18 protein-coding genes are annotated in these 22,105 nt (G+C 40.7%); 3 read left to right on the top strand and 15 right to left on the bottom strand.

Going from position 1 to position 22,105, the window contains the following annotated elements; genetic code table 11:
- Positions 1-65 precede the first annotated feature (65 nt).
- The 7 genes from C4S54_RS13845 to uxuA form a co-directional block, all read right to left on the bottom strand.
- Positions 66-3,008, bottom strand: a complete 2,943-nt coding sequence (locus tag C4S54_RS13845; protein WP_103870043.1) for a glycoside hydrolase family 3 N-terminal domain-containing protein — start codon at positions 3,006-3,008, stop codon at positions 66-68.
- A gap of 359 nt (positions 3,009-3,367) precedes the next feature.
- The gene (locus tag C4S54_RS13840) at positions 3,368-4,495 is read right to left on the bottom strand and encodes a GGDEF domain-containing protein (protein ID WP_103870042.1); all 1,128 of its coding nucleotides are present in this window, start codon (positions 4,493-4,495) and stop codon (positions 3,368-3,370) included.
- Entirely contained in the window at positions 4,492-5,802 is a 1,311-nt protein-coding gene (locus C4S54_RS13835; protein WP_103870041.1) for an ATP-binding protein, read from the bottom strand. Before C4S54_RS13835 ends, C4S54_RS13840 begins: the two co-directional genes overlap by 4 nt.
- A gap of 9 nt (positions 5,803-5,811) precedes the next feature.
- A complete protein-coding gene (locus C4S54_RS13830) occupies positions 5,812-6,510 on the bottom strand; it encodes a LytR/AlgR family response regulator transcription factor (protein WP_103870040.1) in 699 nt (232 codons plus the stop codon).
- A 75-nt stretch (positions 6,511-6,585) separates the two neighbouring features.
- Positions 6,586-7,125, bottom strand: a complete 540-nt coding sequence (locus C4S54_RS13825) for a zinc-ribbon domain-containing protein (protein ID WP_103870039.1) — start codon at positions 7,123-7,125, stop codon at positions 6,586-6,588.
- 77 nt (positions 7,126-7,202) lie between these two features.
- Entirely contained in the window at positions 7,203-8,822 is a 1,620-nt protein-coding gene (locus tag C4S54_RS13820) for a mannitol dehydrogenase family protein (RefSeq protein WP_103870038.1), read from the bottom strand.
- 100 nt (positions 8,823-8,922) lie between these two features.
- Complete coding sequence (gene uxuA, locus C4S54_RS13815) at positions 8,923-9,999, bottom strand: mannonate dehydratase (protein WP_022775325.1); 1,077 nt, start codon at positions 9,997-9,999, stop codon at positions 8,923-8,925.
- A gap of 192 nt (positions 10,000-10,191) precedes the next feature.
- Between uxuA and C4S54_RS13810 the strand changes: the two genes are divergently transcribed.
- From C4S54_RS13810 to C4S54_RS13800, 3 genes are all read left to right on the top strand, one after another.
- Positions 10,192-11,106, top strand: coding sequence for a helix-turn-helix transcriptional regulator (locus C4S54_RS13810; protein WP_103870037.1), 915 nt, complete (start codon positions 10,192-10,194; stop codon positions 11,104-11,106).
- Between the two features lie 110 nt (positions 11,107-11,216).
- Entirely contained in the window at positions 11,217-12,086 is an 870-nt protein-coding gene (locus C4S54_RS13805) for a helix-turn-helix domain-containing protein (protein WP_160110774.1), read from the top strand.
- 20 nt (positions 12,087-12,106) lie between these two features.
- Positions 12,107-12,988 carry an aldose 1-epimerase family protein gene (locus C4S54_RS13800; RefSeq protein ID WP_103870035.1) on the top strand — a complete coding sequence of 294 codons (882 nt, stop codon included), beginning with the start codon at positions 12,107-12,109 and terminating at the stop codon, positions 12,986-12,988.
- Between the two features lie 1,317 nt (positions 12,989-14,305).
- On the opposite strand, the gene C4S54_RS16140 is transcribed toward C4S54_RS13800, so the two are convergent.
- The 8 genes from C4S54_RS16140 to C4S54_RS16135 all read right to left on the bottom strand — a co-directional run bounded on the left by C4S54_RS16140 (position 14,306) and on the right by C4S54_RS16135 (position 22,093).
- A complete protein-coding gene (locus C4S54_RS16140; protein ID WP_103870034.1) occupies positions 14,306-15,853 on the bottom strand; it encodes an SH3 domain-containing protein in 1,548 nt (515 codons plus the stop codon).
- Positions 15,850-17,133 carry a phosphoribosylamine--glycine ligase gene (gene purD / locus C4S54_RS13790; protein ID WP_103870033.1) on the bottom strand — a complete coding sequence of 428 codons (1,284 nt, stop codon included), beginning with the start codon at positions 17,131-17,133 and terminating at the stop codon, positions 15,850-15,852. The genes C4S54_RS16140 and purD overlap by 4 nt, the downstream gene beginning before the upstream one ends.
- Positions 17,130-17,774, bottom strand: a complete 645-nt coding sequence (gene purN, locus C4S54_RS13785) for a phosphoribosylglycinamide formyltransferase (protein ID WP_103870032.1) — start codon at positions 17,772-17,774, stop codon at positions 17,130-17,132. The genes purD and purN overlap by 4 nt, the downstream gene beginning before the upstream one ends.
- A 25-nt stretch (positions 17,775-17,799) precedes the next feature.
- Complete coding sequence (gene purM / locus C4S54_RS13780) at positions 17,800-18,825, bottom strand: phosphoribosylformylglycinamidine cyclo-ligase (protein WP_103870052.1); 1,026 nt, start codon at positions 18,823-18,825, stop codon at positions 17,800-17,802.
- 49 nt (positions 18,826-18,874) lie between these two features.
- Positions 18,875-19,375, bottom strand: coding sequence for a 5-(carboxyamino)imidazole ribonucleotide mutase (gene purE, locus C4S54_RS13775; RefSeq protein ID WP_103870031.1), 501 nt, complete (start codon positions 19,373-19,375; stop codon positions 18,875-18,877).
- Positions 19,376-19,473: 98 nt separating this feature from the next.
- The gene (locus C4S54_RS13770; protein ID WP_242973828.1) at positions 19,474-21,570 is read right to left on the bottom strand and encodes an aminopeptidase; all 2,097 of its coding nucleotides are present in this window, start codon (positions 21,568-21,570) and stop codon (positions 19,474-19,476) included.
- 3 nt (positions 21,571-21,573) lie between these two features.
- Positions 21,574-21,969 carry a DUF6142 family protein gene (locus C4S54_RS13765; RefSeq protein WP_242973827.1) on the bottom strand — a complete coding sequence of 132 codons (396 nt, stop codon included), beginning with the start codon at positions 21,967-21,969 and terminating at the stop codon, positions 21,574-21,576.
- Positions 21,941-22,093, bottom strand: a complete 153-nt coding sequence (locus tag C4S54_RS16135) for a hypothetical protein (RefSeq protein ID WP_022775412.1) — start codon at positions 22,091-22,093, stop codon at positions 21,941-21,943. The genes C4S54_RS13765 and C4S54_RS16135 overlap by 29 nt, the downstream gene beginning before the upstream one ends.
- Positions 22,094-22,105 lie beyond the last annotated feature (12 nt).

Genomic DNA, 22,105 nt, shown 5'->3' with positions numbered 1-22,105 from the left:
CCCTTTATCTTTATATGAAGCTGGTGCCCGCTTTAATTGCGGACACCGCTCCAAAAATCAATTTATTATTCTTCTGCAGAAGCTTCTGCTTTTGTTTCTCTGTTCTTAAGGAAGTTCTTGATGAAGATTGCCATGAGGCAAACCATAAGAGCTCCAAAGATAACATCGAGAACGATCATAAGCTTCTTCCATGAAGCCATACCCATTGTAAGGTTCTCAGGTGCATAAGCACGGCTGTTTACAACTGTGTAAAGAATATTCTTTGTAGCTGTACGCATTGCCTGCTGTGCTCCGTTTGTATCTCTGAACTGTACACTGTTTGTAGCTGTAGGATAGTTTACAAGCATGCAGTCTGTACCATTTCTGATAGCCTGGTCAGATGACATGTATCCATAAACTCCAAAGTAGTCTGTAAGAACGAAGCCATTAAAGCCCCACTCATCTCTAAGTACAGTGTTGAGAAGTGATGAAGAACCACCTGCCCAACGGTTACCAATGTAGTTGAATGATGACATTACAGCGCACATTTCAACATTCTTTACACAGATCTCGAAAGGTCTTAAATAGATTTCACGGATAGCCTGCTCATTTGACCATGTGCAGAGCATATCACATCTGTTTTCTTCCTGATCGTTCATAGCGAAGTGCTTGATGTAAGCATAAACTCCGTTGTCCCATGAACCCTTACAAGCTTCAGCAGCGATATATCCTGAAAGGATGCTGTCTTCTGAATAGTACTCGAAGTTACGTCCTGCAAAAGCAGTTCTGTGAATGTTCATAGCTGGAGCATACCAACCTGATACATCCATCTCATCTGCCATCTTACCGATGTAATCACCGAATGAGTAAGCAAGCTCTTTGTTAAATGTAGCTGCAATTGTTACACCTACAGGGAATCCAAGAGATCCAACACCTGTAAAGTTATTGTTGATTGAAGCAGGTCCATCGCAGTCGTTTGTACGAACCTTACCGATTGAATCAACTGAGTTTGTCTGATATCCACCAAGTGAGATAAGTGCATTCATATCATCCAAAGACATGCTGTCAAGGAGTTCATCCCACTTAGGATCATCCTTTGAAAGACCTCTGAGGTCAGCAAGCTGAAGACTTGTTGTAGCACCTGTTGTAACTGCTGCCGCATTTGGATCTTCATCAGCAGCTGTAGTTTCTGCTGTTAAGTAGTTGCTGATGTTATAGAAATCAGCTTTGCTTTCTGCGCTCATTTCATAGTTTGAAGGAGCCTTTGTAGCTTCTGCATAGTTAGCAAAACCATCTGCTCTTGAAAGGTATGTAATATCACCTTCTGCATAATCAAATACGTTTGTAGCTGTGATAAGGTCGCTGCTACGTCCATTTGATCCATTGTATGTTACAGTCTGATCAACTGTATATGTCTTTGAATCAATAACATTATGTGAATCTGAATTGATTGAGATCACATAATCACCTTCTTCGAGAACATATGCCTTAGCGTTCTGGTAATCATAAGCTGCCATATCTTCTACGTTAAAGGAAATTGTAATAGTCTGAGATGCGCCCGGCTCAAGAAGGTCTGTCTTATCGAACTGGATAAGATTTGCTGAAGCCTTTTCAATGCCACCATTTGTGTATGGAGGATTGTAGTAAACTTCTACAACGTCCTTACCTGCAACTGAACCAGTATTTGTAACAGTAACATCAAAGCTGATTGTTCCATCTGCCTCTGTGATGTCACCCATTGTCTGTTCAAATGTTGTGTATGAGAGACCATATCCAAATGGATACTGAACCATCTCATCATAGTTGATAAGTCCCTCTGCTGCTGCAGTTTCATAGAACTTATAACCTACATAGATACCTTCAACATAGTTGATGAATGATACATAAGATGTAGACTCAACACCTGTAAATCCTGTTGAAGTGTACTTGAACTCATCCATGTTTGTGTAGTTGAAGTCACCAAAGTTGTTCCACCAAGGTGTCTTTTCCATGTCGTAAACATATGTGTCGATTGTCTTAGCTGAAGGATTAACTTCACCTGTTACGATCTCACCAACGGCCTTCATACCAACGTGACCCATACCAGCTACCCAAAGAGCTGACTTGATCTGTGGATGATCCTCGATGAAACCAAGTTCGAATGCGTTAGCACCATTGTAAAGAAGAATAACCTTATCAAAGTTTGCACAAACAAGGTCGATCATCTCTTCCTCTCTGTTTGTGAGCTGAAGGTAATGATCACCTGCATCCCAGTCATTTCCTTCATTTAAAGAATCATCATATGTTCCTGCAGTATATGTTGTGCCATCCTGATAAGAACCATCGATAACTGCATTCATATCTGTTGGAAGGTCAGCACCTTCTCCACCTGAACGGCTGATAACGATCATAGCTGTGTCAGAAAAGCTCTTTGCGTTAGCAATCATTTCATCAGTGTAAAGAGAAACGTTTGGTTCAGGAAGTGTCCAATCCTGATTCCACATTCCAACTACAGGTCTGTCTGCCTTGTAGTCTGTATAGAACTGTGTAAGCTCTGTGTTTGTCTCAATTCCTGCCTGTGAAAGAGAATCAAGAAGTGAAATCTGATCATATGCATCGTTAAGAGCACCTGATCCTGCACCACCAAGGATAGGATTTGTTGAAGCCCATCCGAATACATTGAGCTTTGTTCCTGAAGCAACAGGAAGAGTATTATCATCGTTTTCCAAAAGAACAATACCCTCTCTTGCAATATCCTGTGCAAGAATAGTTGTCTCATCAGAAGTAGCCTTTGAAATTGTTCCGCTACCACTAACAAGGTCAAGCATTGTGCTCATAGGACCTGAACAGATCATATTTACACAAACAACAATACCAGTAAGCATAGCAACAAGTGCTGTGCCCCTAATAAGCTTTTTAAGTGGCTTATTAAGTTTCATAACCGCAATCATAAGAACAACTGCGATCGCAATGATAACACCGATAGCTATCAGATAAGATTTGATCGATGTTATGACGTTCATGACGTCATCCATGTTGATAGATAACATAATATAACCTCCCTTTTTGTAATCTGCATTTGCAACTGGTCGGATTGCAAAGCCTTTGGTCATACGCGCAGCACGGTTAATCTGCGCATCAATGTACTTTAAATTTAGCACAATAAAAAAATCGTGCCGTTTTTGTCATAAACGGTACGATTTTTGTCATGAACTGTATGTAGGCTTGTGACGGGTATGTTCCACGAGGATGACGCTTCCGCTCTATCTCGAACGTAGCAGTACTAATGTGGCAAAAAAACGCCACATAAGTACTGACGTTCTCAAAAGCATCCTCATGAAACATACCCTTTCACAAGCTATCATTACATAAATCTCAAGATATAAAAAGCATTCATTCCTTCAATCATCTATCTTGTGCTGTGTTTCTGGGCTTTCTCAACGTACATGTTGTCATCCATGCGTTTGAAGAATGTATCGGTAGTATCCTTTTCAGTATCAAAAAGCGTATATCCTAGTGATAAGGAGAGTTTGTAAGGACGATTCTCAGTTTCATTGAACATTTTAAGTTCATCCCTTATATTATCCACTATCTTCTTCATTTCATCGTCACTGGTATTATTTACAAGCAGAATAAATTCATCTCCGGCAAAGCGTGTTGCTATTGCCTTATCAGGTTTGCTAAAAATGATAACTCTGGCAACATCAATAAGAGCTTCATCACCTGTGGAATGACCAAACGTATCATTGATAGTTTTGAAAAAATCCACATCGATCATGATTGCTCCGACTTTGGGATTCTTTTCTTTTAACATCGATTCCATCTTGTAATCAAGATATGCCCTGTTATAGAGACTAGTCAGTTTATCAAGGTAGGAGAATTCATTCTGAAGTGACATATAAATGGATGTAAGTCCAACAGCAAGTGAAACCCATATGAGTGATACCCCATAAAACATCATCTGAAGCGCGCAGCCAAGCACTACCGGGACCGCCATAAGATACAGGGGGAAAAAACTTATTTTCCCATACTGCTTCTCATATTTTTTTAAAACAGCGCCGCTATGTATCAGATAACACAGATCCACAACATAAAAAGCATAACTGAGCGGAAGCCTGTGATACACGTTCATATCGTCAATGTAAAAGATCATAGGGAAGAACATATTGCCAAGTGCTATGATGACCAGAATAATAGCTGGTATAAATGCATACCTGTAAATTCTCTTTACCCTGGCTATACTCTTATAGAGCTTTAAATCTTCATATAGACACCAGGCGGAGATAAAAATCGGATTTACCACGAAACAATACGTATTGCCCAAAAGATTTACTATCTTCCATCCAAGTCCCGATCTTCCATCTGAAAAAAAGCTAAAGAAATCAACTATACAGGCTATCATCGTAAGTATAGTGATAGCAGAGTAAACCTTAAGTTCAAGGTTCCCCTGAGAACGTCTGATACGACTGCTGATAAGTAGCGCCACAAGAAGCATAAAACCGACATAATCAGCCACTAGAATTGTAACTATATTCATGCTAATCCTTTCATTGGAATAAGCATTTTGACTTCAAACCAATTATCATTCAGGTCAAAATTCAATGTTCCGTTATATTTTTCTACTGTATACCTGATGCTTTTAAGACCAAAACCATGATTACCCTTGTCTGCCTTAGTAGTTACAGGGTATCCATTCTTCATTTCTATATTATTTTCACAATAATTATCTATCTGGATCAGAACAAAACTCTTTTTAGGTGAAATAGCCAGATGAATAAGCCGCTTTTCAGGGTCATCTATAAGGGATACGCTTTCTATTGCATTATCCAGCGCATTACCAAAGATAGTACAGATATCTGAAACGTGCATGAAATCAAGGATATTACCGTCAGCCACACATGTCAGCTTAATTTTGTTGGCTCTGCAGTTCATCATTTTTCCTGCTATAAGTGTATCCAGAACACTGTTTCCAGTCTGCATTTCAGGGCTAAAAGACTCAAGCTCCTGCTCCAGAGAATCGATCCACTGAGTTCTCTCCTCATCACTCATCTCAGCCCTTAGTCCCGCAATCTGATGCTTTAGATCATGATACTTCATATTGATCATATCAAAAGTTGTCTGATAGCCTCTGTATTTATCATACTGAGCCTTAAGCATAGCGTGAATATTTCTCAGCTCTTTTTCAGCAAGAAGCTCACAGATCCTGCTCTGATACACATATAGTATCATTATGCCGGCTATATCCACAAGAGTCCTGATATAAAAAACATCCGCAGTAACTCCCGCAGAAAATGGCGTGTTCTGTACGATAAAACTAAGGTTACTGAAGGCAAATACTGCCGCAGCAATAGCCACAGCTGCCAATAATTCATGGTAATTAACTTCAAATTGTGAAACGCCCCTTGTGATACTAATCTCCATATAATGAGCCCAGATAAAAACAAGAAGATATATTGCCACCAGAATTGCGATCTGAATAATCTCTGAATCAGTTTTTAGTAAAAAGAAACATGCAAGTTGCCACTCCAGGGAGGCTGCAAGCTCTGCAAGCAGAAACGCCCTTGCGCAGTAATAGCCTATAACATTCACACTACTGTCACAACTTAAGTACATAAAGACATACATAAATGCCACAGCTACGATCATACATGGAATCCAAAACACAACAGGGAGATTTTTGGTGTACACCAAAAACACGCTCTGAATAACAAGAGCAATAACAGAATACGCAACAAATAACTCGTTCTTAACTTTTCTTTTTAAAACAAGGCAGTAAGTCATACACGCCAGCCACTCAGCAAGGGCAGTATATAGCCTTGGTATATCCTGATAGATATTTTCCATTATAATTCCTCATGACATAAACTCAGTCAAAGCAGTCATAAAATCATTTTTCCTTGCTCTGCTGATAAGAAGCTGCTTACCTGCTATAATGCAGCATCCATTCTCGACTCCGTCGACATATTTAAGATTAACAAGATAGCCTTTGTTAGACCTGAAAAAATTATATTGAGAAAGCTGATTCTCAAAGTCGCCAAGCTTGGCCCTTATCTTAAACTCACCACCGCTCGTATAGAAAACAAGATTATGCCCTTCACTTTCAATATAAAATACATTATCTATATCAAGCTTTTTTATACCGGATGGCAGTTCAATTGAAATAGTCTTTGCAGAGCTTTTTTTCATCCTGGCAATTGCCCTTCCAAGCTTTTGAGAAAAGGCAAAATAGCTAACAGGCTTTAACACATAATCAAGAGCATCTACCTGATAGCCTCTTATGGCATAGTTAGTCATATTGGTGATAAACATGATAACAACATCCTGGTCGAGCTTTCTGATTTCTTCCGCAGCAGTCATGCCGTCCATAAGCTTCATCTCTATATCCATAAGTATGATGTCAAACTGACTCTTATACCCGTTAGTGATCTCATCTCCATCTTTAAAACGGGTAAGTCTGAAAGAACTGCCGCTTTCTGATTCATACCTGTTAATATATTCAGTTAACTGGGATGCATATGAATCCTCATCCTCTACGATTGCTATATTGATCATCGTCTTTTTCTCCTGTATAGGGACAATTATACAAGATAAAAAAACAGCTGTACACAAAATGTACAGCTGCCCATATTAGCTAAGAAATCCTATATCTGAAATGATTGGAAGCTCTTTTGCCTTACCCATGCAAGCCCAAACAATAGCAACGATCTTGATCACACCAAGAATTGCTGCGCATATACCTGTTACAAGCCATCCAAGAAATGGAATGATGCTTGGGATAAGTATAATGATTGCTGCTATAGAAATTCTAAGAGAATTTCTTGCATGGAATCTTGTAAATGGGGTTCCGGCAATAAATGCAATAAGAACACCGAGAATTCCGAACAGATAAGCTGCAAGTGCAATGATCCTGTTGTCTGCAATATCCTGAGCATCAAACTCTTTTGTATGATCCTTAGAATCTGAGTAAACAAGTGGCTGCTGATATGGTGCCTGGCCATATGACTGCTGAGGCTGAGGCTGTGGCTGTGGTGCCGGTTGAGCCTGTGGCTGTGGATTAGTAGCCTGTGCACTTTCTGCCTGTTGATTAACTGTCACTGAAACACCGCAATTATTGCAAAATGCTGCATCATCAGCGATCTGATTACCGCAATTAGGACATGTTTTCATATTGATCCCCTCCAACTCTAATATTAGGTGGGCACTTAACCAAGCACCCACCTAATAGATTTTACCTTGTTAGGTTATCATTTGCAATACTTCTGAAGTGTAGCCCTTACTGCACCTTCGCCTTTAAGAAGCTCAAGATAATATCCAACTATCCTGTCTGAAAGGCCTGCTGCCTCAAGGTCTGTTCCGAATATAGCAGCATTTTTAAGAAGAGGTAAAACAGCTGCCTTAACCTTATTCTCATCTGTCTCTCCGAGCTTAATGTCTTTTACGAAGCTCTGAGCCTCCTCAAGAAGTGGATCAGGACTAGGCTCGAAGCTCTGGCCCTTATCGTCCACTCCCATAAGGTAACGAAGCCAACCTGCATGAACAAGTGGTATAAGTTTAAGGTCAGCAACGTTAAGTTTATCAGAAGCAAGATATGCCTTGATTGTTTCACCGAATCTGATGCCAAGCTTCTGTGAAGTATCGCATGCGATTCTCTGTGGTGTGTCAGGCATAAACTTGTTAGGGATACGCACATTTACAACAGTATCAATAAATTCCTTTGGCTTAATAACGCCAGGATCTGTAACAACAGGAAGTCCCTCTACGTAGCCTATTTCTTTTACAAGCTTAACGAGGTCTTCATCCTTCATCTCATCTGAGATCTTTGTATATCCAAGAAGGCATCCGTAAACAGCAAGTGCTGTGTGAAGAGGATTAAGGCAAGTGCAAACCTTCATTCTCTCAACCTTGTCTACAGTCTCCTTATCTGTAAAGATAACTCCAACCTTCTCAAGAGCAGGTCTTCCATTTGGGAACTTGTCCTCGATTACAAGGTATTCGCTCTCCTCAGCGTTAACAAAAGGAGCTACCCATGTTTTCTTAGATGTAACAACTGCCTCAAGTTCCTCAACACCGTCGTTCTTAAGAATTTCATTTACAGAATCATCAGGTCTTGGTGTGATCTTATCGATCATTGACCATGGGAATGAAACAAGTGCTTCATCATGCACATAGTCAAGGAATCCAGCATCTGCTTTTCCGTTTTCTGTCCAGTTCTTAGCAAAGGCATCCATAGCTGCATAGAGCTTGTCACCATTATGTGAGCAGTTATCTGTACTTACCATGGCAATCTTCTTTTTGCCTGCTGTATATCTCTCATACAAAAGAGCTGCTACCTTTCCGATATAGCTCTGTGGCTTTTCAGGGCCATTTTCAAAATCTTCTTTTACCGCAGGAAGAGTCTCACCTGCTGGATTTACAAGGCTATAACCCTTTTCTGTGATTGTAAAAGTACACATCTTAAGGCTGTCAGCTCTGAATATCTCTTTTAATCTGCTGAACTCTTTGTCATCGTTAGAATCAAGGATGCAGGACTCTGCAATGCTTCCGATAACCTTCTTATCAACTGATCCGTCAGCTTTAAGTGTAACAAGGATAGAAAGGTTGTCGTGAGGTCTGTACATTTTCTCTACGATCTCATAATCAAATCCCTCAACAACTGTAAGTCCCTTGTCATTCATTCCATCATCAAGCATTCTCTGAGCAAGATTTGCCTGAAAAGCTCTGAAGATGTTACCTGCTCCGAAGTGCACCCACTCAGGCTCAGCTACTGTCTTCTTTATCATCTCATCTCTATCAAATTTTGGAAGTTCGTATCCTTTTTCCTTCCAAACTGAATCATTCTTTATACTACTATCACAAAGCTTCATTATGTTATCTCCTTCGCATTCAATTTATAAGGAAGTTCTGCACTCAGCATCCGCCTGGCCAGAACACGCGCACTAGACTCGCAAAAACCTCGTCAGGTGCTTACAGCCCACGCTGATGGCTCTTCTCAATTGCTTCCCAAAGGCCGTTTATGTATGTTGCACCAAGTGCTCTGTCATATAAGCCGTAACCTGGCATTGCAACTTCACCCCAGATCATTCTTCCGTGATCAGGACGGATAGGTCCGTCAAAGCCAGTCTCATAAAGAGCCTTAACTATCTCATACATATCAAATGTTCCATCTGATGAAAGATGAGCTGCTTCCTCGAAGTTTGTAGGAGAAATAAACTTAAGGTTACGTACATGGGCAAAATGAATTCTTCCCTCTAAAGCTCTGATCATGTGTGGAAGATCGTTCTCAAGACTTGTACCGTAAGATCCTGAGCAGAATGTAACACCATTGTGTACATCATCTACAGCCTTCATGAGCTTTAAGATATTCTTTTCATTGTTGATGATTCTTGGAAGTCCGAATACTGACCAAGCCGGATCATCCGGATGAATAGCCATCTTAATGTCATATTTATTACATACAGGCATGATAGCCTTAAGGAAGTAAACGATGTTCTCAAAGAGCTTATCCTCATCGATTCCCTTGTAAAGCTCAAAGAGCTCTTTTACCTTAGCCATTCTCTCAGGTTCCCAGCCAGGCATAACTGTTCCGTTCATTTCACCTGAAATTGACTCAAACATCTTCTCAGGATCGATCGCATCAACTGCTTCCTGTGTATAAGCAAGAACTGTTGAGCCATCTGCTCTCTTTCTTGCAAGTTCTGTTCTTGTCCAGTCAAATACAGGCATGAAGTTGTAACATACCATGTGGATATCTTCTTTACCAAGATTCTCAAGTGTCTTGATGTAATTATCGATATGCTTATCTCTGTCTGCTGTTGCAGCCTTGATCGCATCAGACACGTTTACTGACTCGATTCCGGCAATCTTAAGTCCACCGGCCTCAACTTCATTTTTAAGAGCCTTGATCTCATCCTGTTCCCAAAGCTCTCCTGCCTGCTTATTGTAAAGAGTTGTGATAACTCCATGTACTCCAGGGATCTGTCTGATCTGCCAGAGTTTAACAGTATCATAATCTGTGCCATACCAGCGAAGTGTCATTTCCATAGTCTTAATCCTCCTATAATTTCGTGTTCAGCCGATTGGAACTTGCAGATCCACCTCGTACACTACCTGCATATTCCAATCGACTGAATATCCGTTTTCGTTATATACACAATACTTTCATTTAAGAAAAAAAAGAATAGAATAACTTGTTTCCTATATTGCAAAAATTGTTATCCATGTTATTATGTACCTATGAAAAATAAACTCAGATCATCATTTAATTCAAGACAGTATATGATTTCCTCTGATTTTGAGGTGTTCTATTATCTGGACAGGGACTTTAAAACACTGAATCCCCATGCCCATGATTACTATGAGTTTTATCTTTTCCTGGACGGTGATGTCACCATGGAGATATTTAGAACTGATGGAGAGAAAGAGCACATCGATATGTACCCAGGGGATTTAATGGTCGTGCCACCGGGAATATCACATCACGCCATTATGCACACATCAGAAAAGGACTATAAGCGTTTTGTCTTTTGGATCAGCAAGGATTGCTGCAATTCCCTGATGCAGGAATCAGTTGATTATATGTACCTTATCCAAAAGGCAGAGGCTTTTCACAAGTATATTTATCATCTGGCACCAGCCTCTTTTCACCTTGTTGAATCCAAGTTCTTGAGACTTTTAGAGGAAAAATCCAGCGACAGATACGGAAGCGGTGCTATGAGCCATCTATGTCTTTGCGACCTGATCCTTACTATCAACAGAATTGTATACGATGACGACCATATACAGAATGGCAATGATGAACTGGCTCTTTTCCAAAATATCCTTTCCTATGTGGAGAGCAATCTTGAGGATACCCTTTCACTTGATGATATCGCCGGGCAGTTTTTTGTCAGCAAGTACTATGTTGCTCACTTATTCAAGGACACTCTTGGCATTTCACTTCATCAGTACATAATAAAAAAGCGTCTGGCGGAATGCCGAAACGCTATAATCAGCGGCGCCAGTATAACCGGCACCTATGAAAAATTTGGTTTTAGGGATTACTCAAGCTTTTTTAAGGCATTTAAAAAAGAATATGGAATGTCCCCCAAAGAATATCAGAATCTGTCTGCCCTTGACATGACTTCTTTCCATGAAGGTGAAAAGATATAATATCATCGTACTTAAAATAATAATTTTCTTATCTGAAATTTCCGAATTCATTGCAAAAATAATCTTTTTATGTCATATTGGATTGTATATTGAAACTTAGGAGAATGGCTATGGCTCTTCCACTTCCAAAAGGAAAACAGATAACAGTTGCCTACAGAGAAATCTCATCTGATTACGAAATGCCTTCAATGGAGGTCGCTTCAGATCACTATTCTCTTGGCTTCATGATCAAGGGAGACAGGCGGATAATTACTCCTAAAATGAATTTTACTCTTCATGCAGGCTACATAGGAGCCATGCGCCCCTATATCTATCACAGAACAATACCTGCCTCTGATTCAGAATATGTCAGCATTCTCATTAAGTTTTCTCCGGATTTTGTAGCAAACATGACAGATACTCTCGGTCCACAGATCATGGAAAAGATATTCCGGTATCCACCAATTACTTTTTCCGATGGTGACAGAGAAAAGATCTTCTCTTTAGCCAGAGAAATATATGAGTTGTACAATGAAATTGAAGAACAGGACCTTGATATGTCTGAAGGCTCAATTTCCAGATACCGCTTGCAGAACCTCTTGATCCATATTCTTCTCGAAGTATATGACAAGGGCCATTTTGACAGCACCAAGGCAACAATCCATGAAAGTGAGCTTACCGAGCCCATCATGGAAGCTGTTTATTATATAGAAAAAAACTATATGCAGCCGCTGAAAATAGACGAAGTTGCCCGCATTTCAGGGTACTCTGTCTCATACTTTTCACGTATTTTCGCCAGACAGCTTGGATCTGACTTCACAGAATATCTGTGCATCACAAGGCTGAAGCACGTACAAAACATGCTATTGACCACCAATAAGTCAGTGATGGAAATATCCTTAGAATGCGGTTTTTCCTATCCGGGTAACATGACCAGCAGCTTCAAAAAAGAATTTGGTATGACACCTCTACATTTCAGAAAACAAAATACAAAACTATAAACCTAAGAAAGGTGAAAAAAATGGAATACATAGAAAATGATTTATTAAAAATCGGCGTAGCTACTCACGGAGCAGAGCTCAGTAGCATTTTCGACAAAAAAAGAAACAGAGAAATGCTTTGGCAGGCAGACCCAGCATTTTGGAACAGACATGCACCGGTTCTTTTCCCAATTGTAGGTAATGTAAACAAGGGCGTATTTAAATACAAAGGAAAAGAGTATCCCATGTCTTCTCATGGTTTTGCCAGGGACATGGACTTTGAGCTTCTGGCAAAAACTGAAAACTCTATTAGTTTCGTCCTCAGATCAGATGAAGAAACAAAAAAGAAATATCCTTTCGATTTTGAGCTTATTATCACACATGTCCTTGATGGCAACACAATAAAGGTTCAATGGGAAGTCATAAATCCATCAGAAGATGAACCTTTGTATTACTCAATCGGTGGTCATCCCGCATTTAACTGCCCTATCTATGATGATGAAAAGAGAACCGATTATAAAGTAAAGTTTTCTAAAAACAGCCTGAAGTACTCACTTATCATCCAGGAAACAAGAGAAGTTGACTTTGAAAACCCAAGCACTCTTGAATTAAAGGATGGATACCTCGATATCGACGCACATCTTTTTGATAAGGACGCGCTCATTTTCGATGATTACCAAGTAGATGAGATCAGCCTATGTACTCCTGACGGCAAGCCATATATCACAATGAACTGCAAAGGTTTCCCAAGCTTTGGTCTTTGGTCAAAAGAAAAAGTTGAGGCAAGATATGTGTGCCTTGAGCCATGGATTGGCCGCTGCGACAACAAGGGGTTTGATGGTGAGCTTCCTGAAAAATATTGTGAACAGCACCTGGATCCAAAACAGTCTAGAAAAACAGAGTACACAATCAAGATAAGTTAATCAAACATTCATATAACCATACAACGAACTAGTGAGAGTATTCTGGCATAAGCTTTGATCTTATGACAGAATGCTCTCATTTTGTATATGCGTAAGTAGCTGGCTCCATACGCCACCATTGACTGAGCCTGAGGAAAACGCCGTCTATACCTCGCCGACGGTGAGGATGATGGGAACAGTAGTTAGATTCATGCACCGTCGGAACCAGCATTGTAGCGTTTTCCCCAGAACCCGTCAATGGCAAGCACCTTCGGTGTGGCTGGGTACAAGGGCCTCAGGCTCCAATTTCGAGAACAGTAGGGGTGGCTACTTTTAAGGCTGAGTATGGCTAAGAATAGTAGATGCGGATACTTCCTAGAATATGTAGGACTAAGAATTGCAGGTACGGATACTTTCCAAAATGTATATGGCTATAAGCCCGTGGTTCCCGCTGTAGGAGAGCTGCAATTCTGTTTTGGGCATATAGCTTGTTTTTTATAGCTCGGCCACCTGTAATAAAACCGTTTTTGGGCTTATAGCCGGATATCAGGCTTGCAGCCACCATTTTAATGGGTGGCCAGAGGCTTGAAATCAGCCTATATGCCCATTTGAGCGCTCGTGAGGGGTGGCTGGAAGCTTTACAAAGCGCTATATGCCCAAACCATTATTCTTCACGATCATATGGACTGAATGGAACATGGAAAATTCGGATTGTCAAAGCGAATTGGGTATATAGTCATATTTTTAAGTTAACACATCCATCGACAGTATTTTCAGGAAGTGAAACTGGGCATATACGAGAAAAAATGGATTGCCACATCCATTGGATGAGTGAACTGAGGACATATGATCTCTATATAATGGTGTGGTAACCTCAAATAAGGTCGTATATGCCCAAAATCACAAATCAAAAACCTTGTCACATGGTGTCGTAAGCTCAAAAATCAGGCTATATTTCCAAAACAGAATCTTCGCTCTCTTTACATTGAAAGACGCAGACGCAGACATATAGTCACATACATCCTTGAAAGTAGCCATTCCCTACTGTTCTCGGAGTCAGAGCCTGAGGCAATAATCCCCAGCCACACCGCAGGTGCCTGCCATTGACGGGTTCTGGGGAAAACGCTACAATGCTGAATCCGACGGTGCGAGATAATCTACTGTTCCCATCATCCTCACCGTCGGCTCGCAGACCAAGGCGCTTTCCTCAGGTCCAGTCAATGGTGGCGTACGGAGCCAATCACTTACGCATATACAAAAAGAGTGCTTTGGTGTAAGTAAAAGCCTACGCCAAAACACTCTCCTAATCCTATCCAAAATGTTACTTATTTCAAAAAATCAATCATCAAGATCAAGGAACTCAAACTCGAAATCGTCATCATCGCCGATAAAGTTCTTTGCTCTGCGACGAGGTGATTCCTCCTGAACATCCTCTCTTCTTGAAACTCTGTCTTCTGCCTCTTCCTGTGCCTGACGAATACGTCTTGATGCACGCTCCTCAGATCTTCTGGCCATACGCTCGTCACTATCATCTCTTCCGGAGCGTCTTGCCTGTCTGTCATCTTCAGCGTTTCTTCTGGCAGCTCTGTCATCTGAATTTCTTTCAGGTCTTACTGTTCTCTCATCATCAGAATTTCTTCTTGATGGTCTGTCAGCCCTTGCTGATCTCTCATCTGTAGCTCTTTCATCTCTTGATGGACGAACTGTCCTTCCTTCATTTTCTTTTCTTGAAGATTCTTCCGCATTTCTTCTAAATGATCTGCGGGCAGGTTCTTCGTCCTCGTCACCTCTTGCTCTTCTTCTGGCTACAGGCGCATCCTCGTCCTCTTCCTCATCTCTTCTTCTCTTGTCACTTGATGAATAGCGATCATACTCTTCATCTTCGTCTTCATCCTCATAATACAAGGAATCTCTAAGCTTAAGAGCAAGAATGATAAGTGCAACAACAAGTACTGCTATAGCAATGCCAAGAGCAATGATAACCGTCTTATATGTACTAGCCTGCTTTGTAAGAGTTGGTACAGACTCAGCTACTTCTATAAGCTGTTTAACCTGTACTCTCTGGCCTTTCTCATAATCATAGAGATACCAGACATCATCCTCATACTTAAGTTCAAAAGAGCCATCTCCTACCTGCGTTGTTGTCTCTTCGGCAGGAGTCTCTGTCTCAGCAGGTGTCTCAGTGGCTTCACCTTCGCCACCCTCAGTTCCTTCAGCGTTCTCGCCTTCAGCATTCTCTGTTGTCACTTCTGCTTCAGCAGGTGCAGCTTCCACAATATTTACAAGATCGCTTCTTACAAAGCCTGTCTTAGCATTAGCTCCATAAGTGATCTGATACCATGTCTTACTATCTGTACCTGTTGCCTCACCTGTAATAGTAACTGTATCACCCTTAGTAAGGTTTCCTACCTGATCATAGCCTGTGCCTGCACCTGAACGAACCTTACAGTTATCAACTGCTGTAGCACTCTTCTGATCTGTAGCTGTTACTGTTGTTGCAGGAAGTGATGCTGCTGCGGCATTTGTCTGGCTTGTTGTGGATGTAGTAGTTGTTGTAGCTGTGCTGCTATCTGTTGATCCATCCTTCTTAACAAGATCACTTCTTACATATCCGTACTCACTCTTGTTGACTCTGATTTTGTACCAAACATAGCCTGAAGCATCTGTTGCTTCATCTACAATTTCAATTGTGTCCCCAATCTTTAAGCTTGAAACCTGGGTTGCTGTGGTACTGGCTGATTCTCTTACCTTTACATTATCCTGGCTGACTGTACCTGTTGTTTCAGTATAGGCAAAAGCCTGAAGACCAGTTCCGGCAAAAATAACCACGCAAGCAATCAGTGAAAGTAGTACGTTTCCAATTCTCTTTCCCTTATTGTTTTTCATTTTACCTCCTTCGCGTCATCGATAGCCTTTCCAATATCATGACGCATATACTTGTTTTCAAAGCTAACCCATTCTGTAGCCTCATAAGCCTTTTTACGGGCCTCTGCAAGTGTATCGCCCTTAGCTGTTATGCCAAGAACTCTTCCACCGTTTGTGACTATCCCCTCTGAAGTAGCTTTGGTTCCTGCATGGAAGCAGTAGTAGCCTTCTTTACCCTTGAAATTCTCAAGGCCGGTGATAAGCTTTCCTTTCTCATAGCTGACAGGATATCCTTCGCTTGCAAGGACAACGCATACTGCAGCTTTATCCTCAAATTCAAGGTCTGTTTCAGAAAGTTTACCATCAATACATGCATTAAACACATCTATTATATCAGTTTTAAGTCTAGGAAGCACCACCTGAGCTTCAGGGTCACCAAATCTTGCATTGTACTCCAAAACCTTTGGTCCATCCTCTGTGAGCATAAGCCCAAAGAAAATAACTCCCTTAAACTCTCTTCCTTCGCTGGCCATAGCCTCTACAGTCTTGCCATATATATGCTCACGGCAGAATTTATCAACCTCTTCTGTATAGAAAGGGCTTGGAGAAAAATTGCCCATTCCACCGGTATTTAAACCTGTATCGCCGTCTCCTGCTCTCTTATGATCCTGCGCAGATGACATAAGCTTATAAGTCTTTCCATCAACAAATGAAAGGACTGATACCTCTCTTCCTGTCATGAATTCTTCGATGACCATATGATTTCCGGCATCTCCGAATTTCTTATCCTGCATGATCTCTTTTACGCCAGCCTCTGCCTCTTCATAACTCTGGCAGATAAGAACGCCCTTTCCGAGTGCAAGGCCATCAGCTTTAAGAACAATAGGAAACTTCGCATTCTTAAGATACTCAATAGCTTTTTGAGGGTCGTCAAAAGTCTCATATGCAGCAGTAGGGATACCATACTTCTTCATAAGGTCTTTTGAAAAAGCTTTACTTCCCTCAAGGATAGCTGCATTTTTCCTTGGTCCAAATACTCTTAAGCCTGCTGCCTCAAAAGCATCAACAATACCGCCAACCAAAGGATCATCCATACCGATAACAGTAAGATCGATCTCTTTTTCCTTAGCAAAAGCTACAAGCTTGTCAAACTCCATAGGAGTGATAGGAACGCACTCTGCAAGCTCCGCAATACCGCCATTTCCAGGCGCACAATAAATCTTATCAACCTGAGAGCTTCTTGAAACAGCTTCTGCTATAGCGTGCTCTCTTCCGCCTCCACCAACAATCAAAACCTTCATCCTAAAATACTCTCCTCATACCCTTCAATAATGACTTTGCCGTCTGCAACCTTAACCCTGTTATTAGCAATAAGGTCTATAGCAAGAGGCATTATCTTCCATTCAGCCTGTTCCATTATGCGTCTCTGCAGTGACTGTGGAGTATCATCATCTCTCACATAAACTGCCTTCTGCAAAATAATTGGTCCCGTATCCGTTCCTTCATCCACAAAATGAACGGTAGCACCTGAAACCTTCACGCCTCTCTCAAGGACCTTCTCATGAACCTTAAGTCCATAGTACCCTGTCCCACAAAAAGACGGAATAAGTGAAGGATGTATATTGATAATCCTGTTCTTAAACTCTTTTACAACAATCTCAGGAATAACAACAAGGCAACCTGCAAGAACAATTAGATCCGGCTTAGCATCCTTTAATATCTGCAAAAGAGCTTCATTAAACTCCGCTCTGTTTTCGAACTCTTTAGGGCTCTTTACAACGTAAGGGATACCTGCTTTTTTTGCCCTCTCTATAGCATAAGCATTGGGGTTGTTGCTATACACAAGGCAAATTTCCGTATTTGCGATTTTTCCCTCAGCTATCCCGTCGATGATTGCCTGTAAATTGGTACCTCCTCCGGATACCATGACTGCAATTTTCATATGTACTCCACCACACTCTTATTTGTTATACAAGTTCAACTTTTCTCTCGCCGGCCTTGGTCTCACCTACAACCCAAGCTTTATCTCCTGAAGCTTCAATAGCTTTAAGAGTCTTTTCCACATCGCTTGGATCAACTGCAAGTACCATACCAAGTCCCATGTTGTATGTGTTGTACATCATCTGTTCTTCAATTCCGCCCTTTTTCTGCATAAGTGTGAAAATAGGAGGAATGTCATAGCTGTCTTTTTTAACAACTGCTGTTATGCCTTCAGGAAGCATTCTTGGAATATTCTCGTAGAATCCGCCACCTGTAATATGGCTGCAGCCCTTGACCTTAACTCCGGCATTCTTAATAGACTTCATCATCTTTACATAGATTCTTGTAGGAGTTAATAAAGTCTCTCCAAGGGTTGCGCCGAGCTCATCATAATATGTATCAAGGCTTTCTTTTGTCATATCAAAAACCTTACGAACAAGTGAAAAACCGTTGCTGTGTACTCCGCTTGATGCTACACCGATAAGTGTATCACCTGCTTTGATGCTGCTTCCGTCGATCATGTCCTTACGATCAACAACACCAACAGCAAATCCTGCTACGTCGTACTCATCTTCTGGCATAAGTCCTGGGTGCTCTGCTGTCTCACCACCGATAAGTGCTGCATCAGACTGTTTGCATCCTTCTGCAACGCCTTTAACAATGGCTGCAATCTTCTCAGGAATATTTTTACCACAAGCTATATAGTCAAGGAAAAACAGTGGCTCGCCGCCTGCACAGGCAACGTCATTAACGCACATAGCTACTGCATCAATTCCTATTGTGTCATGTTTATCTAAAAGAAAAGCAAGTTTGATCTTGGTACCAACTCCATCTGTTCCTGACAAAAGAACCGGATCTTCCATGTTCTTTATATCTTTTAAAGAAAATGCTCCTGAGAACCCACCAAGTCCTCCAAGTACCTCAGGTCTCATAGTCTCCTTAACGTAAGCCTTCATAAGCTCCACAGACTTGTAACCTGCCTCGATGTCAACGCCAGCTTTCTTGTAATCCAGTGCCATAATAAAACTCCTCTTTTTCTATAATTTTATCTGTAAAAATAAATTAGTAATTCTTATAACCTACTTCCTGAAGATGCTCATCTTTTTTAACAACGCTGTCCTTCAGTGAAGATGTATATGCTTTCAATTTATTAAGAAGTTCTGAATCTGATGTAGCCAAAATCTTGGCTGCAAGTATTCCTGCGTTAGCGCCGCCATTTATAGCAACTGTAGCTACAGGGATCCCTGTTGGCATCTGAACAATGCTATATAGAGAATCACGGCCTCCAAGTGAAGTTGTATGCATAGGTATTCCTATAACAGGCATTGGAAAAATTGCTGCGCACATACCTGGGAGGTGTGCTGCCATTCCTGCTCCTGCAATGATTACCTTAAAGCCCTTTTCTTCAGCAGTCTTAGCATACTCAAAGAACTCATCAGGTTCTCTGTGTGCTGAGATGATACGCATCTCATAAGATATTCCGAGTTCTTCGAGAATATCTGCTGCCTTTGCCATTACCGGCATGTCTGAGTCACTACCCATTACAATTCCAACTTGTGCCATATAAATCCTCCATTTTGTCTTTTATATATCCAGTAAACAAAATGATATTTTTTTGTTTACTATAACATAACACAATATATTGTGCTACATTTTCCTTTTTAACCCTTAATTGGTATATTGAGCTCTTCAGTACCCGGAAGAACGAATTCTCCGTTCGAAATGATAACGATTCCTTCTCCGTTTTCTTTTACTGCCCTGATCTCTCCAAGTTCATCATATGGAATGGTTATATCAGTATGACAGCTAAAGTAAGCTTTATCCGGATCAGTCTTTCTATTCAAAGAGATCTCGTTATCTCTTGCTATAATGCTCTTTCCATCTGGGTTGTAAGTGATATTGTCTTCTTCATGGGAATAACATGTATCACCTACGGCAAAATGAGGTCCCGTCTTTTCAGCTATAAGGATTGGTAACTTATCCGCTATAGAATAGTCCCTCGCGATTTGGTATGCAGTTGTATTAGTTCCGATGGCAAACTCTCCAATCGGAAGAGTCTTATGATTAAAAAGAATATTGTCACTAATATACTTTTTATTCTCTTCATCGGATTCAAAGTTTGAACAATTATAATCTTTTATACATCCATCTTCGAAAGTGATCTCAAGATTCTTAAAGAAAAGTCCCTCCAGATAAACTCCCGATACATGGAGCGTTCCATTGGTTCCCTTGAGAACAGGCGATGTAAACACCTCTCCAACAGGGATATTGACATCGGCAACACAATTTTCGAAGTTGGTTTCATGAGTCTTGTCTTTTAACTCATGAAGCATGACCTTCATATCTGTCCTGTTGCCGTTCATGCCCTTAACCTCAACGTAAACAGCTTCATCAAGTGCATCTATGATCTTCTGCTGGATATTCTGATACAGCTTATAATCAAGTGTATTTATCTTAACAACTTCATTAAAGATCTCAGGAAACTTTGGCCCAATCTCGGGAACAGGGAAAGCAATGATAGTAAAGCTTCTTTCCTTTCCTATTATGTACTCATTCATGATCAGGCTGTTCTGGATCTTATAATCACTTAAAAGCTTTTTCTGAGTATCGCTGTAGTGAACAGCATCCTTTTTAGGAACAGGTGCAAAGGGCTTTTCTCCGAAGGTCTCGATAACAGCCGGGCCTCCAAAAACCTTAGCTTCCTTTTTATACTTTTCACCTGCAGCTCTCATGGCCTCAAGCCTTCTGGTAACAAGCGCTCCATCAAGATAAAGAGCATCATCATCTTTGTGGTCATAGTCAAACTGCTTATTGGGAACTGCTCCTGTATATCCAGATCTCCTTGCGCTTCCAAGCATTGTAAATACTGACATGTTCGCTCTATAAATACTGGACTTAAGACCAATTTCTTTAAAATTGGAAACAGCTTTTTTTACAATTCTTTCAAAACCAAGCTCATAAACAATAGCCGCAGTCTTCTTTATAGAAATATCCTTGCCTGTCATGGCAAAGCCTATGCGATACCCTTCTGTATAAGTAGTTGCAAGCTTATCAATTTCTTCCTGCGAAAGAGTATTCAGATGCTCTGCAGTCTTAAGCTCATTGTCTGTAATATACTCTCCGAATTTATACAAATAACGAAGATCAGTAAGATCACTTTCCATAATGATGTCTCTTGCAAAATCTGACTCAGGAGCCACCATCTGTGCAAATCTTATGCACCTTTCTTCCTCAGCATAATCACTGTAAAACCAGTACATTATCTGTCTGATAGCTTCATATTCAGGAAGCTTTCCTGCCTCAGAGGCAGAAGAAAAAGCTCCATATACTTCCAAAAACAGCTCGGCTCTTATGACCATATCAAACAGGTTATGCTCAAACGCGCTTGGGATCATCGAGCGGATTTCAAAGTAAAGACTGGATAATATCTTTCCAAAGTCTTCTCCAAGTTTTTTAACAGCTACCTCAGGATTTCCAAAAGAACTGTCATAATGCTCAGGGAGAATATCCTCATAAAGAGCTTTGTTTCTTTTTCCAAGCTCTTCCATGGAGTCTTTCTCAAGGCCTCCATCAATCGACCACTTCAGCGTATCATCCATCATCTCAATAAAGCCTGATACGAACCTGAAATACTCGTCAAATTCCGGCATGCCAAGTTTTTCATTTTTTATTTCTTTTATTCTTGAAACTGCAAGCTGATATCTTTCACCGATCATTTCGCTGTCAGTTGTAAATTCGTAGTAAAGTTCCTCACTCATTCTTTATCCCAATCCTAAAACTAAAATAAACACAACAAAAAGGAAGGCTACTAGGTTTAGTGCTATTCCAAGATTTGGAAACAGTTTAAAAATGTCTTTTTCAAATCTGGATCTGATACCAAGCACCAGCCCTATACATGAAAATATCGCCGCAACAAAAGCCGCTGCGGCGTATCTCATAATAGCCTGCCCACCATTTACATATGAAAAATAAACCGAAAGAGAAAGCGCGGTCACAGAGAGTACACCAAGAACAGTAGACATTATCCCCTTTTCAGGATGTCTATTATCCGTAAACATATACCTGTCTCTGACCGGCTCAAGTTTTTTAATCTTTAATCGAAAAGAACTCTTTTTACCCATTTGATGCTTAAATAATAACTCTCTTTCTGCTTCCAAGGAGCTTAGCTCCACTTATAATAAGAAGCACCCCGACTGCAATCCCCGCAATAATGGAAATTATGCCAAAGGCTATATTAAGTGCCCCTGTGCCTCCAAGTACCTTATATGTATGTTCGTCCATTTGCCCCTCCTC

It is taken from the genome of Butyrivibrio sp. Su6 (assembly GCF_900108105.1).
Classification (GTDB): domain Bacteria; phylum Bacillota; class Clostridia; order Lachnospirales; family Lachnospiraceae; genus Butyrivibrio.
This window is presented reverse-complemented; position numbering and strand designations above follow the sequence as displayed.